Origin of the sequence: Burkholderia sp. PAMC 28687 (genome assembly GCF_001577465.1) — a bacterium.
Taxonomy (GTDB): domain Bacteria; phylum Pseudomonadota; class Gammaproteobacteria; order Burkholderiales; family Burkholderiaceae; genus Caballeronia.
In genome coordinates, this window is the sequence record NZ_CP014506.1 from 616,825 (window position 1) to 636,088 (window position 19,264).

Annotated in this window: 18 protein-coding genes; 12 read left to right on the forward strand and 6 right to left on the reverse strand. The window is 61.6% G+C overall.

What is annotated here, in order from left to right:
* Positions 1 to 2: 2 nt before the first annotated feature.
* Both AX768_RS18170 and imuA read right to left on the reverse strand, forming a co-directional pair.
* Positions 3 to 1,493, reverse strand: a complete 1,491-nt coding sequence (locus AX768_RS18170) for a Y-family DNA polymerase (protein ID WP_062001505.1) — start codon at positions 1,491 to 1,493, stop codon at positions 3 to 5.
* Positions 1,423 to 2,130 carry a translesion DNA synthesis-associated protein ImuA gene (imuA, locus tag AX768_RS18175; RefSeq protein ID WP_119024866.1) on the reverse strand — a complete coding sequence of 236 codons (708 nt, stop codon included), beginning with the start codon at positions 2,128 to 2,130 and terminating at the stop codon, positions 1,423 to 1,425. The genes AX768_RS18170 and imuA overlap by 71 nt, the downstream gene beginning before the upstream one ends.
* Before the next feature lie 261 nt (positions 2,131 to 2,391).
* Here imuA and AX768_RS18180 point away from each other — a divergent pair, with 261 nt between their 5' ends.
* The 6 genes from AX768_RS18180 (at position 2,392) to AX768_RS18210 (ending at position 9,661) form a co-directional block, all read left to right on the forward strand.
* The gene (locus AX768_RS18180; RefSeq protein WP_062001506.1) at positions 2,392 to 3,153 is read left to right on the forward strand and encodes an enoyl-CoA hydratase/isomerase family protein; all 762 of its coding nucleotides are present in this window, start codon (positions 2,392 to 2,394) and stop codon (positions 3,151 to 3,153) included.
* Between the two features lie 47 nt (positions 3,154 to 3,200).
* A complete protein-coding gene (locus AX768_RS18185; RefSeq protein WP_062002309.1) occupies positions 3,201 to 4,262 on the forward strand; it encodes an ABC transporter substrate-binding protein in 1,062 nt (353 codons plus the stop codon).
* Positions 4,263 to 4,272: 10 nt separating this feature from the next.
* Positions 4,273 to 5,334 (forward strand): ABC transporter ATP-binding protein, encoded by a 1,062-nt coding sequence (locus AX768_RS18190; RefSeq protein ID WP_062001507.1) that lies wholly within the window; start codon positions 4,273 to 4,275, stop codon positions 5,332 to 5,334.
* Positions 5,335 to 5,359: 25 nt separating this feature from the next.
* Positions 5,360 to 7,141, forward strand: a complete 1,782-nt coding sequence (locus AX768_RS18195) for an ABC transporter permease subunit (protein ID WP_062001508.1) — start codon at positions 5,360 to 5,362, stop codon at positions 7,139 to 7,141.
* A 27-nt stretch (positions 7,142 to 7,168) separates the two neighbouring features.
* Positions 7,169 to 8,701 (forward strand): AMP-binding protein, encoded by a 1,533-nt coding sequence (locus AX768_RS18200; protein WP_062001509.1) that lies wholly within the window; start codon positions 7,169 to 7,171, stop codon positions 8,699 to 8,701.
* Between the two features lie 111 nt (positions 8,702 to 8,812).
* The gene (locus tag AX768_RS18210) at positions 8,813 to 9,661 is read left to right on the forward strand and encodes an IclR family transcriptional regulator (RefSeq protein ID WP_231941515.1); all 849 of its coding nucleotides are present in this window, start codon (positions 8,813 to 8,815) and stop codon (positions 9,659 to 9,661) included.
* A 71-nt stretch (positions 9,662 to 9,732) separates the two neighbouring features.
* Here AX768_RS18210 and AX768_RS18215 read toward each other — a convergent pair whose 3' ends face one another.
* Positions 9,733 to 10,620, reverse strand: a complete 888-nt coding sequence (locus AX768_RS18215) for an SDR family oxidoreductase (RefSeq protein WP_062001512.1) — start codon at positions 10,618 to 10,620, stop codon at positions 9,733 to 9,735.
* Positions 10,621 to 10,720: 100 nt separating this feature from the next.
* Here AX768_RS18215 and AX768_RS18220 point away from each other — a divergent pair, with 100 nt between their 5' ends.
* The gene (locus AX768_RS18220; RefSeq protein WP_062001513.1) at positions 10,721 to 11,563 is read left to right on the forward strand and encodes a helix-turn-helix transcriptional regulator; all 843 of its coding nucleotides are present in this window, start codon (positions 10,721 to 10,723) and stop codon (positions 11,561 to 11,563) included.
* A 63-nt stretch (positions 11,564 to 11,626) separates the two neighbouring features.
* Here AX768_RS18220 and AX768_RS18225 read toward each other — a convergent pair whose 3' ends face one another.
* Complete coding sequence (locus AX768_RS18225) at positions 11,627 to 12,544, reverse strand: AraC family transcriptional regulator (RefSeq protein ID WP_062001514.1); 918 nt, start codon at positions 12,542 to 12,544, stop codon at positions 11,627 to 11,629.
* A gap of 105 nt (positions 12,545 to 12,649) precedes the next feature.
* On the opposite strand from AX768_RS18225, the gene AX768_RS18230 reads away from it, so the two are divergent.
* The 4 genes from AX768_RS18230 to AX768_RS18245 all read left to right on the forward strand — a co-directional run bounded on the left by AX768_RS18230 (position 12,650) and on the right by AX768_RS18245 (position 16,465).
* Positions 12,650 to 13,399, forward strand: coding sequence for an SDR family oxidoreductase (locus tag AX768_RS18230; RefSeq protein ID WP_062001515.1), 750 nt, complete (start codon positions 12,650 to 12,652; stop codon positions 13,397 to 13,399).
* Positions 13,400 to 13,463: 64 nt separating this feature from the next.
* Positions 13,464 to 14,222, forward strand: coding sequence for an SDR family NAD(P)-dependent oxidoreductase (locus AX768_RS18235; RefSeq protein ID WP_062001516.1), 759 nt, complete (start codon positions 13,464 to 13,466; stop codon positions 14,220 to 14,222).
* Between the two features lie 145 nt (positions 14,223 to 14,367).
* Positions 14,368 to 15,351, forward strand: coding sequence for a hypothetical protein (locus tag AX768_RS18240; protein WP_155524277.1), 984 nt, complete (start codon positions 14,368 to 14,370; stop codon positions 15,349 to 15,351).
* Positions 15,352 to 15,559: 208 nt separating this feature from the next.
* Positions 15,560 to 16,465 (forward strand): DUF72 domain-containing protein, encoded by a 906-nt coding sequence (locus AX768_RS18245; RefSeq protein WP_062001518.1) that lies wholly within the window; start codon positions 15,560 to 15,562, stop codon positions 16,463 to 16,465.
* A 10-nt stretch (positions 16,466 to 16,475) separates the two neighbouring features.
* On the opposite strand, the gene AX768_RS18250 is transcribed toward AX768_RS18245, so the two are convergent.
* The gene (locus AX768_RS18250) at positions 16,476 to 17,252 is read right to left on the reverse strand and encodes an NAD(P)H-dependent oxidoreductase (RefSeq protein WP_062001519.1); all 777 of its coding nucleotides are present in this window, start codon (positions 17,250 to 17,252) and stop codon (positions 16,476 to 16,478) included.
* An 85-nt stretch (positions 17,253 to 17,337) separates the two neighbouring features.
* On the opposite strand from AX768_RS18250, the gene AX768_RS18255 reads away from it, so the two are divergent.
* Positions 17,338 to 18,237 carry a LysR family transcriptional regulator gene (locus AX768_RS18255; protein ID WP_062001520.1) on the forward strand — a complete coding sequence of 300 codons (900 nt, stop codon included), beginning with the start codon at positions 17,338 to 17,340 and terminating at the stop codon, positions 18,235 to 18,237.
* On the opposite strand, the gene gcvA is transcribed toward AX768_RS18255, so the two are convergent.
* Entirely contained in the window at positions 18,212 to 19,159 is a 948-nt protein-coding gene (gcvA, locus tag AX768_RS18260) for a transcriptional regulator GcvA (RefSeq protein ID WP_082778919.1), read from the reverse strand. The two genes, AX768_RS18255 and gcvA, sit on opposite strands and share 26 nt — an antisense overlap.
* Between the last annotated feature and the right edge of the window lie 105 nt (positions 19,160 to 19,264).

Below are 19,264 nucleotides of genomic sequence, written 5' to 3' on the forward strand. Positions count from 1 at the left end.
CGTCATCCAAAGAGGCCGTGGAGAAACCAGCGTGGGTCGTCGGCCTCCGCGCTGCCCGGCCGCTCACGATAAATCCAGTAGCAGCTTTGATCGTTCGCCTGCGCGACGAAATAATCGCGGCTGGTCAGGTTGTTATCGAACCATCCGGCTTCTATGCGTTCCGCCGGTGACACCGTTTTCAGCGGCGAGCCATAAAACGGCCGATGGTTTTTCATCATCAACTGCAGTGGTTTTTCGAGCAGCCATGCGGGACGCGGCAGATCTGACGGCATGCCTTCGGGCTTGGCGGGAAGAGAGGTATCGGTGACGGAAATCCAGCGGTTCGCGCATTCCGGCCGATGATCCGACGACGGCGCCGCCCGCAGCACATTCTCGGCGCCAAGCCTTGCAACCAGCAATTCCAGCAGCCGGTTATGGTCCTCGGGCGAGCCGCCGGGTTCGGGGAAAAGCGTCTCGGTGGGCGGCTCGGCCGCCTGAATTTTTGCAGCGCTCAACCGCATGGCAATGACCGCCGCGACGAGTTCCGTGCGCCCGAGCCGCTCCTTGAACAGGCGCACGAGATGCTGTTCGTGCCAGGTCGGTTCGGCAAGCGCGATCTGGATGATCGTCGGGTCGATGGCGCTGCGCCCGCGCTCATGTTCCAGCGTGAGCGTGGCGTGCGTGAGCGCGAGTTGCTGCGTGCTCAGCCAGCCGCACATTTGCACGATCAGCCGGCGCGCGGAAAACAGCATGGCTTCCGCATTTTCGATGCGATCCGGCAACTCGATACGCGCACTGAACGCCGGCGGCACGGCCAGCCACTCGTACAACTCGGGCGCGATGCCGTAAGCGCGATCCAGTGAGTCGAGCAGCGCGACGCCGCAGCGTTTTTTCAGGCCTGCGCGCGGCAGGCGCCGGATGTCGTTCAGCGTCTTGCAGCCGAGCCCCGAAAACCAGTCGGCGAACGCGCGCACTTCCTGTACGGACTGAAACGGCAGCGCGCCGAGCTTGCGTTCGAGCGACGCCATTTTCAGCACGCGCCGCCTGATGTGGGCACGGCCCGCGCTTTTGGCAAGCAGCCAGGCGCCCTGACCCGTCGGCGATGTACTCACGCGCGCACTGAGACCGATTGCATCGACGATATCCCGCATCTGCTGGCACAACTTCACGATACCGCCAAACAGCCGCAAGCTCGCCGTTACATCCACAACGATGGTTTCCTCGTCGCACAACGCGACCATGGGCGAGAACTTCATCAACGAAAAAGCGGCCTCGCGCATCACGTCCTGTTCCTTGACCAGGTCGCGCTCGAACATCAGCGTGTCGGGCGCCAACGTGAGCACGCCGCCGCGCTTCATGCCGAGGCACACGCCGGCCTCGCGAGCACCCGGGTCCGCGATCAGGACCTTGTCGTGGTCGAGGACGACGCAGCCGTGTTCAGGCCTACGCGACCAGCGTGGACGGAACACTTCCAGCGACAACCGCGGTAGATGGATGCCGACGTACACGGGCATGGGGGCTCAACAAAATGGGAGAGGGTTGCAGGGTGACTGACAGTCTTTCGGTGCGGATCGGGCCTTTGCGCTTGATGACATCGACAACAATGCCGCTGCCCGCCGGACGCACCGCCAGCCGCAACGTAGCCGGCGACGAATCCGGCGCGCACGCAAGCGGGCGCACCACCATGAACAGTGTTTCTGACGACTGCGCGGCCAGGTGCAGACGCCGCAGCGACTCGGTGCGCATATGTTGCTGCCAGAAAACGAGTGCGCCGCAACTGCCGGCCTTGAGAATTTGCTCGGCTGACCAGAGGGCATCGGCCATTTTTGCCGCACGCAACCGGAGCAGTTTGTCGAGCGGCACGCCTAGGTAGGCGAACGCAAGCGAGTTCGGAATATGGGGCGGCTGCACGAGCGCGATCGGGCGTTTGCTCACGGCGGCGAGCGCCGGGCGCAGCAGCCTGACTTCGCCCACGCCCGGCTGCTGCACCAGCAACTCGATCAGCGTGCCCAGGGGCCAGCCGCCGCCGGGCAATTCAGCGGAAAGCACGGCATAGCCCGTGTCGACCGTCTGTCCGTGCGAGCGGGCAAGCTGCGACCCGCGCCACAAGGCGATTCCCCCCAAACCGGGATGCGTGGTCGAGTCGATCAGGGCGTCGAGACGGCACGACGCCTTGCTGGACTGCGGGAGTTTCTCTGGATTGCCGAAGGCGGAGTTCACGGGGGACCTCTTGCTGAGTACTGTACAAATATACAGTAATTCTAGCGCAGGAATTCTCCACCCGGGAAACCAATAGGACAGTTCTTAAGCGCGTGTGTCACGCCGGCAGACAGGTGAAAACTCCTGCTTGCGCTCTGTTTTTGCTCAACGTATATTGAATGTCACCCAACAACTATTGCGATGCGATAAAAAATGACTGAAGACATTTTGGTATCCCGCCATGAACGTGTAGCGATCATCACGCTCAATCGTCCGGAAAAACTCAATGCGTGGACCACGCCGATGCGCAACGCGATCATCGACGCACTGGAACGCTTCGACGCTGACGACAATGTCACGGCGATCATCATGACGGGCGCCGGCAACCGCGCCTTTTCTGCCGGGCAGGATCTCTCGGAGGCCCATGACTTCGACGGCGAACGTGCGGTCGCCTGGGTCAAGGAATGGCAGCGTTACTACGCTGCGCTGCGCGGCCTCAAGAAGCCGCTGGTGATGGCGCTGAACGGCACGGCAGCGGGCTCGGCGTTCCAGGTGGCGCTGCTTGGCGACATCCGCGTCGGTCATCCGGGCGTGCGCATGGGCCAGCCGGAAATCAACGCGGGTATCGCGAGCACGACCGGTCCGTGGATCATGAACTCCATGCTCGGCATGTCGCGCACGATCGAACTGACGCTCACGGGCCGCCTGATGGACGCCGATGAATGCAAGCAGATCGGCCTGATTCACCACATCGTGGCCGAAGAAAAAGTACTGGAAAAAGCGCTCGAGATCGCGACCGACCTGGGCAACAAACCGCCGGTTGCAATGCGTCTGGATAAACAGCGATTCCGCGAAATGACCGAGCCGGGTTTTCAGGACTGCATAGAAGCGGGCGCTCGCATTCAGCGCGAAGCCTACGATTCGGGCGAACCCGCCCGCATGATGGAAGAGTTCTTCCGCAAGCGCGCCAAGTGAGCCGGTCGCGTTTCATCTACTGAACCATCGAGCGGGAGACCATGGCAATGACGCAACACTTCAACGAAAAGCGGCGCCGGCTGTTGCAGGGTGCAGGCGCACTTGCGCTCGCGGGTGCAATGCCGGTGCTGGTCCGCGCGGATGACAAGCAGATTGTCGTGTCGGACCCGGGCGGCCCTTATACGCTCGCGTATCGTCAGGCGTTCTACGATCCGTTCGAAAAAGCGACGGGCATCAAGGTGGTAAGCGTCGCACGCGAGTCGCAGCCGGTCGCGCAGTTCGAAGCGATGGTGAAGACGAAAAACTATGTGTGGGACGTGACCACACTCACGCTCTCCGCCGACATTCCATACCTCGAAGCGAAGGGCCTGATGGAGCCGATCGGCCTCAAGCCGTCCGACTTCCCGGATGTGATGCCCGAAGCGATCACGCCCAACTGGCTGGGCGTGGACGTCTATTCCACGGTGCTCGCGTACCGCACCGACAAATTCCAGGCGAACGGCCCGAAATCGTGGACAGACTTCTGGGACGTCAAGCGTTTTCCGGGCCGCCGCTGCCTGCGGCGCAGTCCGCTCGACACGCTGGAGCAAGCGTTGCTCGCCGACGGCGTGCCGCTCGACAAGCTCTATCCGCTCGACGTCGACCGCGCATTCAAGAGTCTCGACAAGATCAAACCGCATATTGCGATCTGGTGGACTTCGGGTGCGCAGTCCATGCAGGCAATCCAGAGTGGCGACGTCGACATGATTTCACTATGGAACGGCCGCGCGCAGTCCGCGATCGACGGCGGTGCGCCGGTCAGGATCGTCTGGAATCAGGGCCTGTATTCCATCGAAGGATGGGGTATTCCCAAAGGCACGCCGCGCGCCGAGATGGCGAAGCAGTTCGTGCGCTTCTGCGCGGACGCAAAGCGTCAGGCGCTCCTCACGCAGACACTTGCTTACGGACCCACCAACCGCAAGTCGTTCGAAACCATCCCGCCGCAGCGCGTTCCCTTGTTGCCGACTGCGCCGGACAACATCCGCGACATGAAGCTGCCAAGTCCGCAGTGGTGGCAGGAGAATCGCCAGAAGGTCACTGAACGCTTCAATTCGTGGATCATTTCGTAAAGGTGCAACGATGAGCGCAAAACTGGAAGCGATCGGACTGACCAAGCGTTACGGCGATACCGTCGCGCTGGAGCCGACCAGCATGACCGTGCAGGCCGGCGAATTCCTGACGCTGCTCGGTCCTTCCGGGTCGGGCAAGACCACGCTGCTCCAGATGATTTCGGGGCTGGTCGCGCCCAGCGCCGGGCGCATCGAGATAGACGGACGAGATGTGACGCACGTCGAACCGGGCAAGCGCGGCATCGGCATGGTGTTCCAAAGCTATGCGCTGTTTCCGCACATGAGCGTGTGGGACAACGTCGCTTACGGCTTGCGAATGCGCCGCAAGTCGCGCGAGGACGTGCGCGAGGCAGTGGAAGGCGCGCTCGAAATGGTGCGCATGAGCGAATACAAAGGGCGGTTTCCAAAGGAGCTGTCCGGCGGGCAGCAGCAGCGCATCGCACTCGCGCGCTGCTTCGCCTACCGTCCGTCGGTGATCCTGCTCGACGAGCCGCTCGGCGCACTCGATAAAAAGCTGCGTGAGCACATGCAGGCGGAAATACGCCGTCTCCACAAGGAGCTCGGTGCGACCTTCGTCTATGTGACGCACGATCAGGACGAAGCACTCACGCTTTCGGACCGCATCTGCCTGATGAACGATGCGCGCATCGAGCAGATCGGCACGCCCGCCGATTTGTACGATCGGCCCGCGACGCGCTTCGCGGCTGGTTTCATCGGCCATTCGAATCTGCTCGAAGGCGCGCTCGCGGACACGCCTGATGCAAGCGGCGAGCCCATCCTGCTCGTGGCCGGCGGCCGCATTCCGCTGCCGCGCACCGCGAAGCCCGGTCAAGCCGCACGCCATACCTTGCTGCTGCGGCCCGAGGCGCTGGAGTTCGTCGAGCCGAAGCGCGGTTTTGTCGATGGCCGTATCGACGACATTGTGTTCTTCGGCAGCGACACGCACGTGCAACTGTCGCTGCCCGATGGCAGCGAACTCACGGCGCGTTGCGCACGCACGCTCAGTCCGCGCATTGGAGACACGGTGGGCCTGACATGGGACCCATACCGCACCACGCTGCTTCATGCGTGACGCTTAGCGCCGCAAAGGAATTTTCATGACTCTCGCCATACGTGTGCCGCGTTCCACCGACACTGCGCGGCGGCGAAGCGCCTGGCTCGCCGCTTCGTTGCGCTTCGCACCGGTTGTGCCGACCTTGCTGTTCCTGCTGGTGTTCTTCATCTTGCCCGTGGGCGAGATCCTGCAAGGCGGCCTCGTCAACCGCGACGGCACGTACGGCTTCGGGCAGTTCGCCCGTATCGCCCGCACGCCTGTCTATGCCAAGGTGCTGTGGACCACATTCTCGATCTCACTGCTCACGGCGGCATTCTCGGTCGTGCTTGGATACCCGGTCGCTTATTTGCTGAGCCGCGTCTCGGACCGTGTGCGCGAGCGCTGGCTGCTGTGGATCATGCTGCCCTTCTGGACCAGCTATCTGGTCAAGACTTATGCGTGGATGCTGCTGCTGTCGAAGACCGGCGTTCTTTCCTCGATAGCACTTGCACTCGGCCTCGTTCATGAGACGACCGGCACGATTCCGTCGCTGACGGGCGTGCTGATCGGCATGGTGCATTCAATGCTGCCGCTGGCCGTCATGACGATGCTGCCAGTGATGCGCGGCATCGACGAGCGCCTTTCGCAGGCCGCCGAAACGCTCGGCGCCGAGCGCAGCACGAGCTTCTTCACGATGTTCCTGCCGCTCTCGTCACCGGGTGTGGCCGCGGCCGGACTGCTCGTGTTTGTCTCCAGTATCGGCTTTTTTATCGTGCCCGCGCTGCTCGGTTCGCCACGCGAGACGATGATCGCGCAACTGGTGATCTCGTCGGTACTCGAACTGTTCGACATGCATTTTGCCGGCGCGCTTTCGACGGTGCTGTTGATATGCTCGATTGCGATTTTCTTCCTGTATGACCGCATGGTCGGCCTGACGTCGCTGACGGGCGAGGTGCGCGAACGCCAGCGCACGTCACGCGCGCAAGGGCTCAAGCTCGCGCTGCTGATCTGGGTGGGACGTATCTGCGCGCCGCTCGCAAGGCGGCGCGAGACTTTCCGGCAAGGTGACGGTGTCCGTCTCGTCAGTCCGCTCGGCCTCTTCACTATCGCGGTCATGATCGTGCTGGTCGTGCCGGTGCTGTCGGTGATTCCGTATGCGTTCACGCGCGGCGACTTTATCGCCTTTCCCCCGAAGCTTTTCAGTGTGCGCTGGTTCGGCACTTTCCTCGGGTCGCCGGTCTGGCAGAGCGCGGTGATCCGCTCGTTCGTGGTGGGGTTTGGAACAGCGGTGCTGTCGGTCGTGCTCGGATTCGGCGCGACCCTCGCGATGACGCGCATGCCGCAGCGTGCCGTCAAACCCGTTTTCGCGTTGATGGTCGCGCCGTTGATCGTGCCGCGCATCGTCGTTGCGGTCGGGCTCCTGTATTTGCTGAGCCGGTTCGGGCTGACGGGAACCAATACCGGCCTGATCATCGGCCATACGGTGCTGGCGATTCCGTATGTGGTCGTGACGCTCGCGGCCGGTTTCCAGCGCTTCGACTGGCGTCTGGACGATGCGGCACGCGTCATGGGCGCGTCTTCATTCCAGCGAATCCGCACCGTGGTGCTGCCGCTTCTGATGGCGAGCGTGAGCGCCGCGTTCCTGTTCGCTTTCCTCGTGTCGTTCGATGATCTGACGATCGCCATCTTTGTGAGCGGTGGAATCAACACGACCCTGCCCAAGCAAATGTGGGACGACATTCAACTGGCGATCACGCCGACACTGGCTGCGGTTTCAACGACCCTTGTCGTACTGATTGCGCTGGTGATTTCCGTTTCTTCCTGGCTCAAGCGCCGCACGCGCTGACATTGCACAATCGACGACTTAAAAGACATGCATTGCTATTCCGATTATTTTCCACATCGTCATCCGCAAGACGAACTCGATTGCGTTGCGCTTCTGGCGGCGGGCCTCTTTGCAGACCCTGCGCGTATCTTCCTGCATTATGAAAACCGCACCATCCGCTGCGACGAAGCGGTGAGACATATCGGACAGCTGCAGGTGTGGTTCAAGCACACCGGAATCGAACAGGGCGACCGCGTCGCGGTGATGCTCGGAAACAGCCCGGAGCACATCTATCTGATCTATGCGCTGATCCTGAGCGGGGTCGTATGGGTGCCGGTCAATACCCGGCTGCGGGGAACGGGCCTTGAGTATCTGCTTCAGCATGCCGAGCCGAAGCTCTTCGTATTCGATCAGGAATTCGATGCCGTCACCGCGCAGATCGATTGCGGCGAAGCGCGGCGCGAGCGCTTGCCGGATGTCGCTGCACACGCCGCGACTGCCACACTGTACACGCCGGACATTGGCGTGCACGATCCGCTTTGCATCATCTACACGTCCGGCACGACGGGTGCGCCGAAGGGCGTCCTGTTCACGCACAGGATGATGCGTATCGCCAGCGAAGCCGCGTTGAAGGTCGCCGACGTGCGCGCCGGCGACCGTCTTTTCATGTGGGAGCCGCTGTGCCATATCGGCGGCGCACAGATGCTGCTGCTGCCGTTTCTCGCGTCCGTCACGTTGCATGTGGTGCCGCGCTTCTCCGCCTCGCAGTTCTGGCCACAGGTGACACGCGCGGGCGCGACGCAGTTGCATTACCTGGGCGGCATACTCGACATCCTGATGCAGTTGCCCCGCGATGCACAGCCGCGCGATCATGCACTGCGCGTGGCATGGGGCGCGGGTGTCGGCGCCGCCGCGTGGCACGCCACAGAAGAGCGCCTGGGCGTCCGGCTGCGGGAATGCTACGGCATGACCGAATGCTCGAGCTTTGCGACGCTCAATGCAACGGGCAAAGCGGGTTCGATCGGAAAGGCGCTGCCGTGGTTCGACCTCGAACTTCTGGACGAGCAGGGCCGCCCGGTTGCGAACGGCGAGCCCGGCGAAATCGTGCTGACAAGTAAAGTGGAGGGGGCGTTGTTGCCCGCGTATCTGAAGAACGACGAAGCAACCCGCGCCGCGTTGCGCGATGGCAAGCTGCACACCGGCGACCACGCGCGGCGCGACGCGGACGGCGATCTGTTTTTCATTGGACGGCGAACCGACAGCATGCGGGTGCGCGGCGAGAACGTTTCGGCGTGGGAGATCGAGCGGGTGTTTGCCGGGCATCCGGCGGTCAAGGCGAGCGCCGCAATTGGCGTGGCGACATTGGTGGGGGAGCAGGACATCCTTCTGGATGTGCAGTTCAAGGACGCAGCCATAGACTGGGAAGCGCTCCATGCATGGGCTTCCGAGCGCCTCGCAAGCTTTCAGCTGCCGCGATATTACCGGGCTGTCGAGCAGTTCGAACTCACCGCGAGCGAACGGATCCGCAAGCATCTGCTTTCGCGGGACGTGGGTAACGCATGGGACAGGCTGCGCCGCTGAAGCTCTATCAGAGCGGAGCAAGGCGCAGTCAGCCAGTTATCTCATTCTGATACCTGTACAGCGACATGCGATAATGCGAGCCCGTGCCTGACCGATGCTGAGAACAAGAACGTGAGATCCGCCCCGCCCACCAGCCGCCGCAAGTCCAATGCGCCACTCGCCGTTTCCGGCGAGGAAAAGGCGAGCGATCCGACGGAGTCATCGCTCTTCGTGCAATCGGTTGAAAAGGCCATGCGCGTGCTGACCGCGTTCGACGGCAGCAAGCGGCAATTATCGCTTTCCGAAATCTCCGCACTGACCGGTTTCGACACAAGCGCCACGCAACGCTTCACGTTCACGCTGTCGGCGCTTGGCTACCTGTTCAAGGACCCGGACAGCCGCAAGTACGAACTGTCGCCCAAGCTGCTCGATTTCACTTATCACTATCTGACTTCCAACGAGCTGGTAAGCCGGGCCACGCCGTATCTTCAGCAACTCGGCTCAGAGACGGAAGAGGCCACTAATCTGACCGTGCTCGACGACGTCGACATCGTGTTTGTGCTGCGGATTGTCAGTCGCAACGTGTTCAATGCGCACGTGATCACAGGCTCGCGGTTGCCGGCGTATTGCACGGCGCCCGGTCTCGCAATCCTTGCCACGCTGCCGGATGGAGAGGTCGACGATATCCTGGCGCGCACCAACCTTGTCCAATACACCGCATCCACCGTGCATCAGCCGCGCAAGATCAAGGAGCGCCTTGTGCAGATCCGCAAGCAGGGCTATGCGCATACGGAAGACGAATATTTCGTCGCCGATATCTCGACTGCCGCGGCCATCACCAACGCGCATGGCCGAGGCATCGGCGCGGTGAACATTGCCGTCGCGCGCTCACGCTGGCACGCCGATCGCGACGAACAGCGCTTTGCGGACCTGGTGGTGTCGACTGCATCCGCTATTTCGGCCCGTCGGCGCGCGGACTGACCGTCTCGTCACGTTTTCACCCAGGGGCCTGCTTTGGGTTCCACGTCCCGAGGCCGCCGCGAACGCGCTGATCAGACGAACCGCGCTTGGTTCAGATCCTCGATAAGCGTCGGCCCCGTCGGAATCCAGCCCAATCGAGCTTGCGTGAGGGCGCTGGATGCCGGCATATCGAGGCCGACGAACATTCCCATCCATCCGAAATGTGCCGCTGCTTCCTCCGCGGTGATCGAAGCGACCGGCAGATTCAGGCCCCGGCCGAGGGATTCTGCGATAGCCCGGCTCGTGATGCCTTCTTCGCCCACTGCGTGATAACGCGCCCCCTGATTGCCTGCCTCCACTGCGAGCCGGTAGAGACGTGCAACATCGGAAAGGTGACCGGCTGGCCAGCGGTTGAGGCCGTCGCCCACATAGGCCGAGACGCCTTTCTCGCGTGCGACTGCGACGAGCGGCGAAATCAGTCCCTGCTTGAATGGATTGTGGACCTGGGGCAGCCGCACGACGGACACATTGATGCCCGTCTCGAGAAGCGCATTCCCGGCTAGTTCCGACGCAATACGTGGATTGGGATGACTGGTATTGAAGACGTCTTCGAGCGCCGGTTCGCCGTGCTGACCGCTGCCCATTCCCGTTCCCGAGGTGATGACGAGGGGCCGGTCGGAGCCTGCGAGTGCGGAGCCAAGGGCGGCGATGGCGCACTTGTCCTTTTCACAGTTTTCGACGAATTTGGTGAAGTCGTGGTCGAACGCAGTATGAATGACCGCATCCGCTTGCGCTGCGCCGCTGCGCAGGCTTTCGGGATCCTCCAGCGTGCCGCGATGCACCCCGGCGCCGGCGGCTTCGAGTGCGCGCGCTCCATCGTCCGAACGGGTCATGCCGATAACATGATGACCTGCTTGAATGAGTTCCGGAACGAGAGCCGATCCGATGAATCCTGTCGCGCCCGTAAGAAAAATACGCATGGTCGTTGCCTCGCTGGATAGTAAGGAGCCTACTATCCGGCGATTTTCTATTCCTTTAAAGTAGTGAGATCATCATATTAAGATGACTAACAGGGTCCTCATGCCGATCAGCACGCCCAGTTCCTTAGGAGTCTTTCTACGCAACCGCCGAACGCGGCTGGACCCGGCCGCGTTCGGGTTTTCGGGACCCAGGCGCACGCCGGGGTTGCGCAGGGAAGAGGTTGCATTGCGGGCGCATATCAGCCCGACCTGGTACACGTGGCTGGAACAGGGACGTGGCGGCGCGCCATCGTCAGACGTATTGGACCGGATCGCCGGCGCGTTGATGCTGACGGAGCCGGAGCGCGAATATCTTTTCGTATTGGGGCTGGGACGGCCGCCGGAAGTCCGCTATACGTCTGTAGACGGTGTCAGTCCCCGGCTGCAGCGCCTGCTCGATTCGCTCGATGGAAGTCCCGCTCTGATCAAGACCGCTACCTGGGACGTCGTTGCGTGGAACCGTGCCGCGGCCATCGTGCTGACCGACTATGGCGCACTGCCGGCAGATCAGCGCAACATCTTGCGCTTCCTGTTTTGCAATCCCGCTATTCGCGCCAAGCAGCATGACTGGCAAAACATCGCCCGGTTTGTTGTCGGTGCGTTCAGGGCGGATGCCGCGCGGGCGGGCGCCGTGTCTGAGGTCAATGAACTCGTGGACGAGCTTTGCAGGGCCAGTCCGGAGTTCGAAGTCCTGTGGCGGGAGAACGAGGTGCACGGTCACGGAGACGGAACGAAGGAACTGATGCACCCGGAGCTCGGGACTGTTGAACTGGAATACTCATCGTTTTCAGTCGATGGCCGGCCGGATCTCGGATTGATCGTCTACACACCGGTCGATGCCGCGATCGCGGACCGCATCCGGAAGATGTCCGCGGCTGCGCAACCTGTCGAGAGCACGACTTGATGCTTAATCGGGTTTCGATGGCATCGTCGAAGCGACGCCCATTGATGCGTCATCGCTTCCGGATCACGTGTCGTCGGTGACGACCTGTTCCTCGCGCGCATATTGCGACGGCGGCCGCCCGACGTGCCGCGTGAAGGCGACGCTGAAAGTGCTCGCGGAGCTGTAGCCCACGCGCTGTGCGATCTCGGCGACACGGCCTTCACTTCGGCGCAGCAGGTCTTTCGCAAGCGCCATGCGCCAGGTGAGCAGATATTCCATTGGCGCCACGCCGACCGCCCGGTTGAAGCGTTCGAAGAAGGTCGATCGCGACAGCGCGGCCTCTTTTGCGAGCTCGGCAACCGTCCATGCTCGCGTCGGCTGTGCGTGCATACCGCGGATCGCGGCCGCAAGGCGCGCATCGGACAGTCCCCGCACCAAACCCGGCGATGCCGTCGTCTCAGCCGTGGACCGCAACGCCTCGATAAGCAGCACCTCGAGCAACCGCGACAGCACGACCTCGCGAGCGGGCCGCTGTCCGCGTGATTCATCTCTTACCAGTTGCACGAGAGTGGCAAGCCGCTGTTCGCCGCGGACATGCACGATTTGCGGCAGCAACGCGACCAGCAGGGACGCGTCCGGTGAACCGAAGCTGCAGTGACCCGCCATCAACCGCGTATCGATGGGGCTGTCAGCGTCCCCGATCCTGAATTCATTGTTGCCGAGCGCGGTGGGCGCCAGCGTCTCGACGCCCGGGGGTGGCGGCACGAGGCTGGACATTGCAACGCCATACGCGGCGGGAATCAGCATGAAGTCGCCGGAGATGAGCTCGATTGGCTCGTGTCCGTCAATCGCAACCCGGCACCCGCCCTCGAGCACCACGCAATAGGACGGCTGGCCGGCATCGGAGCGGTTCACGCGCCAGGGACTGGCGCCAAAAACCAGTTTGGAAAACCGGGCGCTCGGCTGCAGCAGCAGCACGACTTCGGCCAAAGGGTCGATCACAGCCGGACTCCTGCAGATGAAATTCGGACTTTTGATTGTAGCAAGTACTGGTTCGGCGGTCTATCGTGGGAGCCATACGCACACCACCCCAACAAAGGAGTTCACATGAAAACCGTACTGATCACGGGTTGCTCTTCCGGATTCGGCCTTGAAACAGCCCGCTATTTCCTGGCCCGCGACTGGCAAGTCATCGCCACGATGCGCACGCCCCGCGCCGATGTACTGCCGCCTTCAGAGCGGCTGCGCGTGCTGGCGCTCGACGTCACGGATCCGGAAAGCATCCGCAAGGCTATTGAGGCGGCCGGGCCTATCGACGTCCTTGTCAACAACGCGGGCATCGGTGCGGCATCTCCGGCGGAGTTCACCCCGATTGCGACCGTGCGCGGCATCTTCGAGACCAACACGTTTGGCACGATCGCGGTGACGCAGGCGGTGCTGCCGCAGTTCCGGGAACGCAAGGCCGGCGTCGTGGTAAATGTGACGTCGAGCGTCACGCTGAGGGCAATGCCTTTGATCTCCGCTTACCGCGCAAGCAAGGCGGCGGTAAACGCCTTCACCGAGGCAATGGCGCTGGAACTCGAGCCCTTCGGCGTGCGGGCGCGCCTGGTGCTGCCGGGCCGTGCGCCCGATACCCGGTTCGCCGACAACGCCCACGCGCACATGCATGGTCTCGACCACGAGGCTTACGCCGGTGTGGTCAAGCAAGTCTTCGCGCAGTTCCAGGACACGTCTGCACCGACCACCCGGTCACAGGACGTTGCCGAAGCCGTCTGGCGCGCGGCAACCGATCCGTCGTCTCCGATGCGCATCCCGGCCGGCGCCGACGCCGAAGCATGGGCGGCCGAGGTTGGCTGAGCGCCCGGAGCAAACACGAAAATCGCTTCTATGCGCTACGGCGCAACATGACAAGGAGATTGCCATGCATGACAAACGCGTTGCTCTTGTGACCGGGGCCAATCAGGGAATCGGTCTTCAGATCGCGAAGGAACTCGTGGCGCGCGGTCTGACGGTGCTGGTCGGATCGCGCAACCCTGAACGCGGTGAGGCGGCGGCCAGCGAAGTGGGTGCCGGCGCTGTCGCGCTACAACTCGACGTGACGGATCATGCTTCGATCGCATCCGCTGCCGAGCGGGTTCGGAATGAATTTGGCCGCCTCGATCTGCTCATCCAGAATGCGGCCGTTTCGAACACGAAGAAGCAGCCCGGGCAGACCGTCGAGGAGTATTCGAGCACGACACGACCGAGCAATGTATCTCTCGATGAAATGCGCGCAGTGTGGGACACCAATGTCTTCGGTGTGCTTGCCGTGTATCAGGCCATGCTGCCAATTTTGCGCAAGACGCCGGGTGCCCGCATCATCAACGTATCGAGCGGCGTCGGGTCGTTGACGACGAATCTGGACCCGGCTTTCCCGTATCGCGGGATCTTTGGGCCCGTCTACCCCGCGTCCAAGACGGCGCTCAATGCCTTGACGGTCGCCATGGCTATCGAACTGGAGCAGGAGGGCATCAAGGTCCACGCCGTTTCTCCAGGTTTTACCAAGACGAACCTGAACGGCTATGCGGGCACCGATACTGTCGAGGAAGGGGCGCGCGAGGTGGTCCGCGTTGCAATGCTGGATGCGGACAGCCCGACAGGAACGTTCACACGATGGAACGATGTGACGATCCCGTGGTGATTCATCGGGCGATAGCCCCTGGTTCGGGGAAGTACCTCGACTGAAAGTGGATCGAGATAAGCGGTTCAAGACAAACCACCCCGGACTCGCGTGCGGTAAATTGCTTTCCTGGCGGGTATGCACTCGCCACACGGAGAGAACCCGCATGCGATCTTCGGCCCGAAACCACCGTAACCTTGCGCCGGTCCTTGTGGTCCGGTTCTTTGTCGTTCTTTCGATCGTCACACACGCGGCATATGCCGTTGCGCAATCCAGCCGCGATCTCATCGGCGCTGCGCGTCTCGGGTCAGGTTATTCGCAAATCCTGAACTTGACCGCATCCCCGGACATCAGCTCCGCACACCTCGACATCTCGAATGGTGTCGCTCCCCATTCATTCACCATCACGCGAATTCCCTATGAGGGTAGTCTGCTTACCTTCTCCGATCAAAACAGTATTGGCTGGCGGGTTTCCGGCGGTTACTTTCGCGAAAAGGACGAACTCGCGATTGGCGGCCTGGACGGCGCGCCGGGCAGTGTCGCGAGCAAGTGGTCGGCCTTCAGCGCAACGGGCGGTCTGTTCCTGAAAAGCAAACTCGGATATGGATTCACATTCGAGCCCGGCCTGGACCTGAGCATGGCCAGGTTGCTCAATGACGCTTCGTATAAGGGTGCGGCCGCCGGCCTTAAACCTCTCACCGACGGGCCGTTGTTCAACTGGCACGAGAATGCGTGGCTGGTCACGCCGAACGCCGCGCTCGAATGGACGACGAACATAGCGTCAGCACAGACGCTGACGATTCGCGGGCATATTGCGTGGTCGTGGATCTCCAGCTTTGACGAGTCGGATCCCTTGTTGCGATTCAGGGAAACGGCCGGTTCATGGTCGATCCAGTCGGCTTACACAGGACCGACCGGCGCTCAGCTATTTGCCCGCCCGCTGAATTATGTCGTCAATGCGGGATACGGCGGATTCTTCGGGGCCAATCACAGCGCGCTCGGGTTTTCGACGTTGGCGAACATCGGCGGTGGATTCGACCTTCCCATCTCAAGAGACGACGCTCAGGCCAAACACGTGCGCGTGGGCGGGGCGTATCTGTTTGGTCCCCACGTCAGCGGCTGGACGGTGAGTCTCGGCCTGACTTATTGAATGGTGGAGCGGGCGGACACGCTACGCACGCTAATCGAAGCCGTTCCCTCCAGACCGAAGTGCTTGCCTTCGAGTTTTCCACAGACCAACTTGCCAATTGATACTGTATGGATGTACAGTATATTATTTGTATTCTGATTCCATCGGAAACAATTGGTGTTGGCGCCAACGCCAATATGCGATCAACAAATTAAAGAGGACACGTGCGGTGAGCATCCTGGTCGGCACGGCGTCATGGACGGATCCCACGCTCATCAAGTGCAAGCGTTTTTATCCGCCGGGGTGTTCGAGCGCGGAAGCGCGCTTGCGCCATTACGCGTCCATTTTTCCTATCGTGGAAGTGGATTCGAGTTACTACGCTATGCCAAACGCGACAAATTCGGTGCTATGGGCTGAGCGAACGTCGCCGGAATTCGTGTTCAACATCAAGGCGTTCCGGTTGTTCACCGGTCATCAGACTGCGCGCGACATGTTTCCCGCCGACATGCAGCCGCACCTGCCGCAGAATGGCAAAACGAGCTTGTACTACAAGGATTTATCGGCGGAAATGCAGCAGGAATTGTGGTGCCGGTATTTCGAAGCCATTGAACCACTACGTGCTTCGGGCAAGCTCGGCGCGGTGCACTTCCAGTTTGCGCCGTGGGTGATCTGCAATCCGCATGGCATCCGCCATGTCGAACATTGTGCGGACGTCATGAGCGCCATGGACGGCTGCACCATGGCGGTCGAATTCCGCAATCAGACATGGTTCGATGCAAAGCGCCGCGACTCCACGCTCGCCATGGAGCGCGAGCGCGGACTGGTGAACGTGGTGGTCGACGAACCGCAGGGATTCAGCAACAGCATTCCGGCCATCTGGGAAACAACACACCCAGGGCTCGCATTGATCCGTCTGCACGGGCGCAATCACGAGACGTGGAATATCAAGCGGGCGGTGGCGTCGTCGTCGAGATTTCACTACGAGTACAACGACGAAGAACTCGATCCCATCGCGAGCCAGATCATCGAGATCTCGAAAGCCGTGGATATGACCCACGTGATCTTCAACACCAATTACGAAGACCAGGGACAACGGAACGCGTTGAAGCTGATGGGGTTCCTCGACCACGCGTGACATTGAAAGCTTACTCGATGTGCACGCCGAAACCCGCTTGGCCCGGCGCCATATCGGCGCGTAATGTGAGTTCGGGAATGTCGTACGCCCCGGCGTTTTGCCGGCGATACGCAATCGGCTTGGCGGTCCAAAGGGCATCGAGACGTTGTCCGAGTGCATCGAGCGCTTTCGCGAATCGCGCCTCGTCCACTTTCCCCGTCCGATAAATCACGAAGGGCGGCAGCACATCGAAGCCCGGGTAATAGAGAATCCCATGCTGGATGGGGAACAGGAGGTCGTCTATCGGACCATTGATGCCGCGTGCCGCGTAGTGGGATTCCCAGCCGCCCGTAGTCACCATCAGCATTGCCCGTTTTCCGGCCAGCGTGCCTTCGCCATAACGGTCGCCCCAGTGCTTGTCCGAGTGCTCGCCTACGCCGTACGCAAAGCCGTAAGCGTAGACGCGTTCCACCCAGCCTTTCAGGATTGCCGGCATGGAGAACCACCACAGTGGAAACTGCAGGATGACGGCATCCGCCCAGCGCAACTTGTCTTGTTCCTCTGCGATGTCCCTGGTCTGGCGGCCGTTCTCGAATGCGAGCTTCGAGTCGAGCGCGGGGTCGAAACGTTCGGAGGCTTGCCCGTCCATGCTGTCGCTGGCGTCGAGCGATGCTTTCCATTTCATTGCATACAGGTCCGATACCTTCACTGCGTGACCTGCATTCTCCAAGCGTGTGACCGCGAAATCCTTCAGCGAACCATTCAGTGACTTTGGTTCGGGATGTGCATAGACAATAAGAACGTTCATGGTTCGACCCTTCAGTGCTGAAAGAAGCAGCGTAGACCGTCGTCCGGTATAGTGGAAATGAATATCCAACATGCCAGGTATTGCCATGAATGATCTCAGGCGTCTCGATCTGAACCTCTTGCTGACGCTCGACGTCCTGCTTTCGGAGCACAACGTGACGCGCACAGCAGAGCGCCTGAACTTTTCGCAGCCGTCGGTGAGCGTTCATCTCGCGAAGTTGCGCGATGTGTTCGGCGATCCGCTGTTGTTGCCGGGACCGCGAGGCATGCGGCCCACGACAAGAGCCGACGAGTTGCGCGAACCGTTGCGGCAGGCACTCGAAGCGCTCGGGCGCGCGGTATCGCCGGCGAGTCCTTTCAGTCCTGCCGAAGCAAGCAACACGTGGCGCGTGGCGGCTGCCGACTATGCCGAATCCACAGTGCTGTTACCCGCGATGGCCGGATTGCGGACGGCTGCGCCCGGCACACGGCTGGCAATCATGGAAATGTCACCGTCGCGGATTGCGCGGCAAGCGGAACGCGGAGAGATCGACCTCGCGTTTCATACCAGCGATGGCGCGCCGGAAGGCCTGCACAGGCGGGTGCTTTTCACCGAGCGATACGTGCTGGCCGGACGTGCGGGTCATCCGCGTTTGAAGCGCCGGCCGACGCTCGCGCAATTTTGCGCGCTCGAGCATGTGATCGTATCGACGGATGGCGGCGGGTTTCGCGGTATCACGGACGAGGCGCTTGCCGACGCCGGCCTGACGCGCCGGGTCGTGCTTTCCGCACCGCATTTCTTGTTCATGATGCAGGTGCTGGCGAGCACGGACCTTGTCGCGATGATGCCGTCGCGGCTGGTCCGCAACGTCAGCACGCTGCGCGTGGTCGAAGCACCCGTCGATGTTCCCGGCTACGACCTGGCCATGCTCTGGCATGAGCGGTCGCACAGGGACGCCGCGCATCGATGGTTGAGGGAGTTCATTGTGGCGGGGGTGAACCGGTGATGGCCGGGGCCGACAAGCCGCGCTCATAGTCCACGGCTTCCCAAACCAGCCACGCTTCAAACGCCTCGAGTTGCGGCGACTTCGCTCCAACCTGCGAGCACGCGAGGTAATACGCCCCTGGCGTGGAAACCTGCAGATCAAACGGTGAGACCAGCCGTCCGCTACGCAAGTCATCCTCTATCAACGCGCGCACCGCAATCATCACGCCCAGGTCATCTATGGCGCCCTGATATGCGAGCGCCGCGTTATCGAAATCAATGTGCCCCTCGCTTTCCAGCTCCGTCATCCCGGCTTCGATCATCCAGCGCGACCAGTCCATCGGACGATTCCTCGATGAAAGCAGCGTGTGATGCGCAAGATCCCTGGGGGTTCGCAACGCAGGTCCGCGTTCGAGCAAGGATGGACTGCACACCGGCATCAGCACTTCGCCCAGCAACCGGCGGTGACCCGCGCCCTCGGGAGGAAAAGGATGGGAATGCACGGAGACATCGATATCCTCACGCCGGAAATTCGCGGGCTCGTGAGAGGTGACGACCTGAATATCGATCTTCGGATGCAGCGACTTGAATCGCGTGAGGCGCGGGACCAGCCAGCGCATGGCGAAGGTGGGCGGCAACTTCAGCCGCAAGACCGAACCGTCCGCGTCGTCACGCGCTTCTCGCGTCGCGTAGTCGATCTGGTCGAACACGCTGCTCAGCGCACGGATATAGGTTTCGCCCTTACGGGTAAGTTGTATGCCCCGATGCGTGCGCAAGAAAAGCTTCACCCCGAGCCAGTCCTCCAGCAGCGACACATGGCGGCTGATCGCGCCTTGTGTCACGAGAAGTTCCTTCGCCGCGCCGGTGAAACTCAGGTAGCGCCCGGAGGCTTCGAAGGCGCGCAATGCATTGAGAGGAGGAAGTTTTCGTCGCATATTTCGCATGAGATTTTCTCATGCCGCCCATGATATATCGATCGTTGCACGGGAGACAGAACTGCCTATCATCGTCTCAACAGCGCTGAAGACAACGCTGGTAAAGACGGAGAC

Coding starts and splice junctions, on each gene's coding strand:
- AX768_RS18235 (WP_062001516.1), top strand. CDS start 13,464: ATGCATGACAAACGCGTTGCTCTTGTGACCGGGGCCAATCAGGGAATC.
- AX768_RS18185 (WP_062002309.1), top strand. CDS start 3,201: ATGACGCAACACTTCAACGAAAAGCGGCGCCGGCTGTTGCAGGGTGCA.
- gcvA (WP_082778919.1), bottom strand. CDS start 19,159: ATGCGAAATATGCGACGAAAACTTCCTCCTCTCAATGCATTGCGCGCC.
- AX768_RS18200 (WP_062001509.1), top strand. CDS start 7,169: ATGCATTGCTATTCCGATTATTTTCCACATCGTCATCCGCAAGACGAA.
- AX768_RS18240 (WP_155524277.1), top strand. CDS start 14,368: ATGCGATCTTCGGCCCGAAACCACCGTAACCTTGCGCCGGTCCTTGTG.
- AX768_RS18230 (WP_062001515.1), top strand. CDS start 12,650: ATGAAAACCGTACTGATCACGGGTTGCTCTTCCGGATTCGGCCTTGAA.
- AX768_RS18195 (WP_062001508.1), top strand. CDS start 5,360: ATGACTCTCGCCATACGTGTGCCGCGTTCCACCGACACTGCGCGGCGG.
- AX768_RS18255 (WP_062001520.1), top strand. CDS start 17,338: ATGAATGATCTCAGGCGTCTCGATCTGAACCTCTTGCTGACGCTCGAC.
- AX768_RS18170 (WP_062001505.1), bottom strand. CDS start 1,493: ATGCCCGTGTACGTCGGCATCCATCTACCGCGGTTGTCGCTGGAAGTG.
- AX768_RS18250 (WP_062001519.1), bottom strand. CDS start 17,252: ATGAACGTTCTTATTGTCTATGCACATCCCGAACCAAAGTCACTGAAT.
- AX768_RS18215 (WP_062001512.1), bottom strand. CDS start 10,620: ATGCGTATTTTTCTTACGGGCGCGACAGGATTCATCGGATCGGCTCTC.
- AX768_RS18190 (WP_062001507.1), top strand. CDS start 4,273: ATGAGCGCAAAACTGGAAGCGATCGGACTGACCAAGCGTTACGGCGAT.
- AX768_RS18180 (WP_062001506.1), top strand. CDS start 2,392: ATGACTGAAGACATTTTGGTATCCCGCCATGAACGTGTAGCGATCATC.
- AX768_RS18220 (WP_062001513.1), top strand. CDS start 10,721: ATGCCGATCAGCACGCCCAGTTCCTTAGGAGTCTTTCTACGCAACCGC.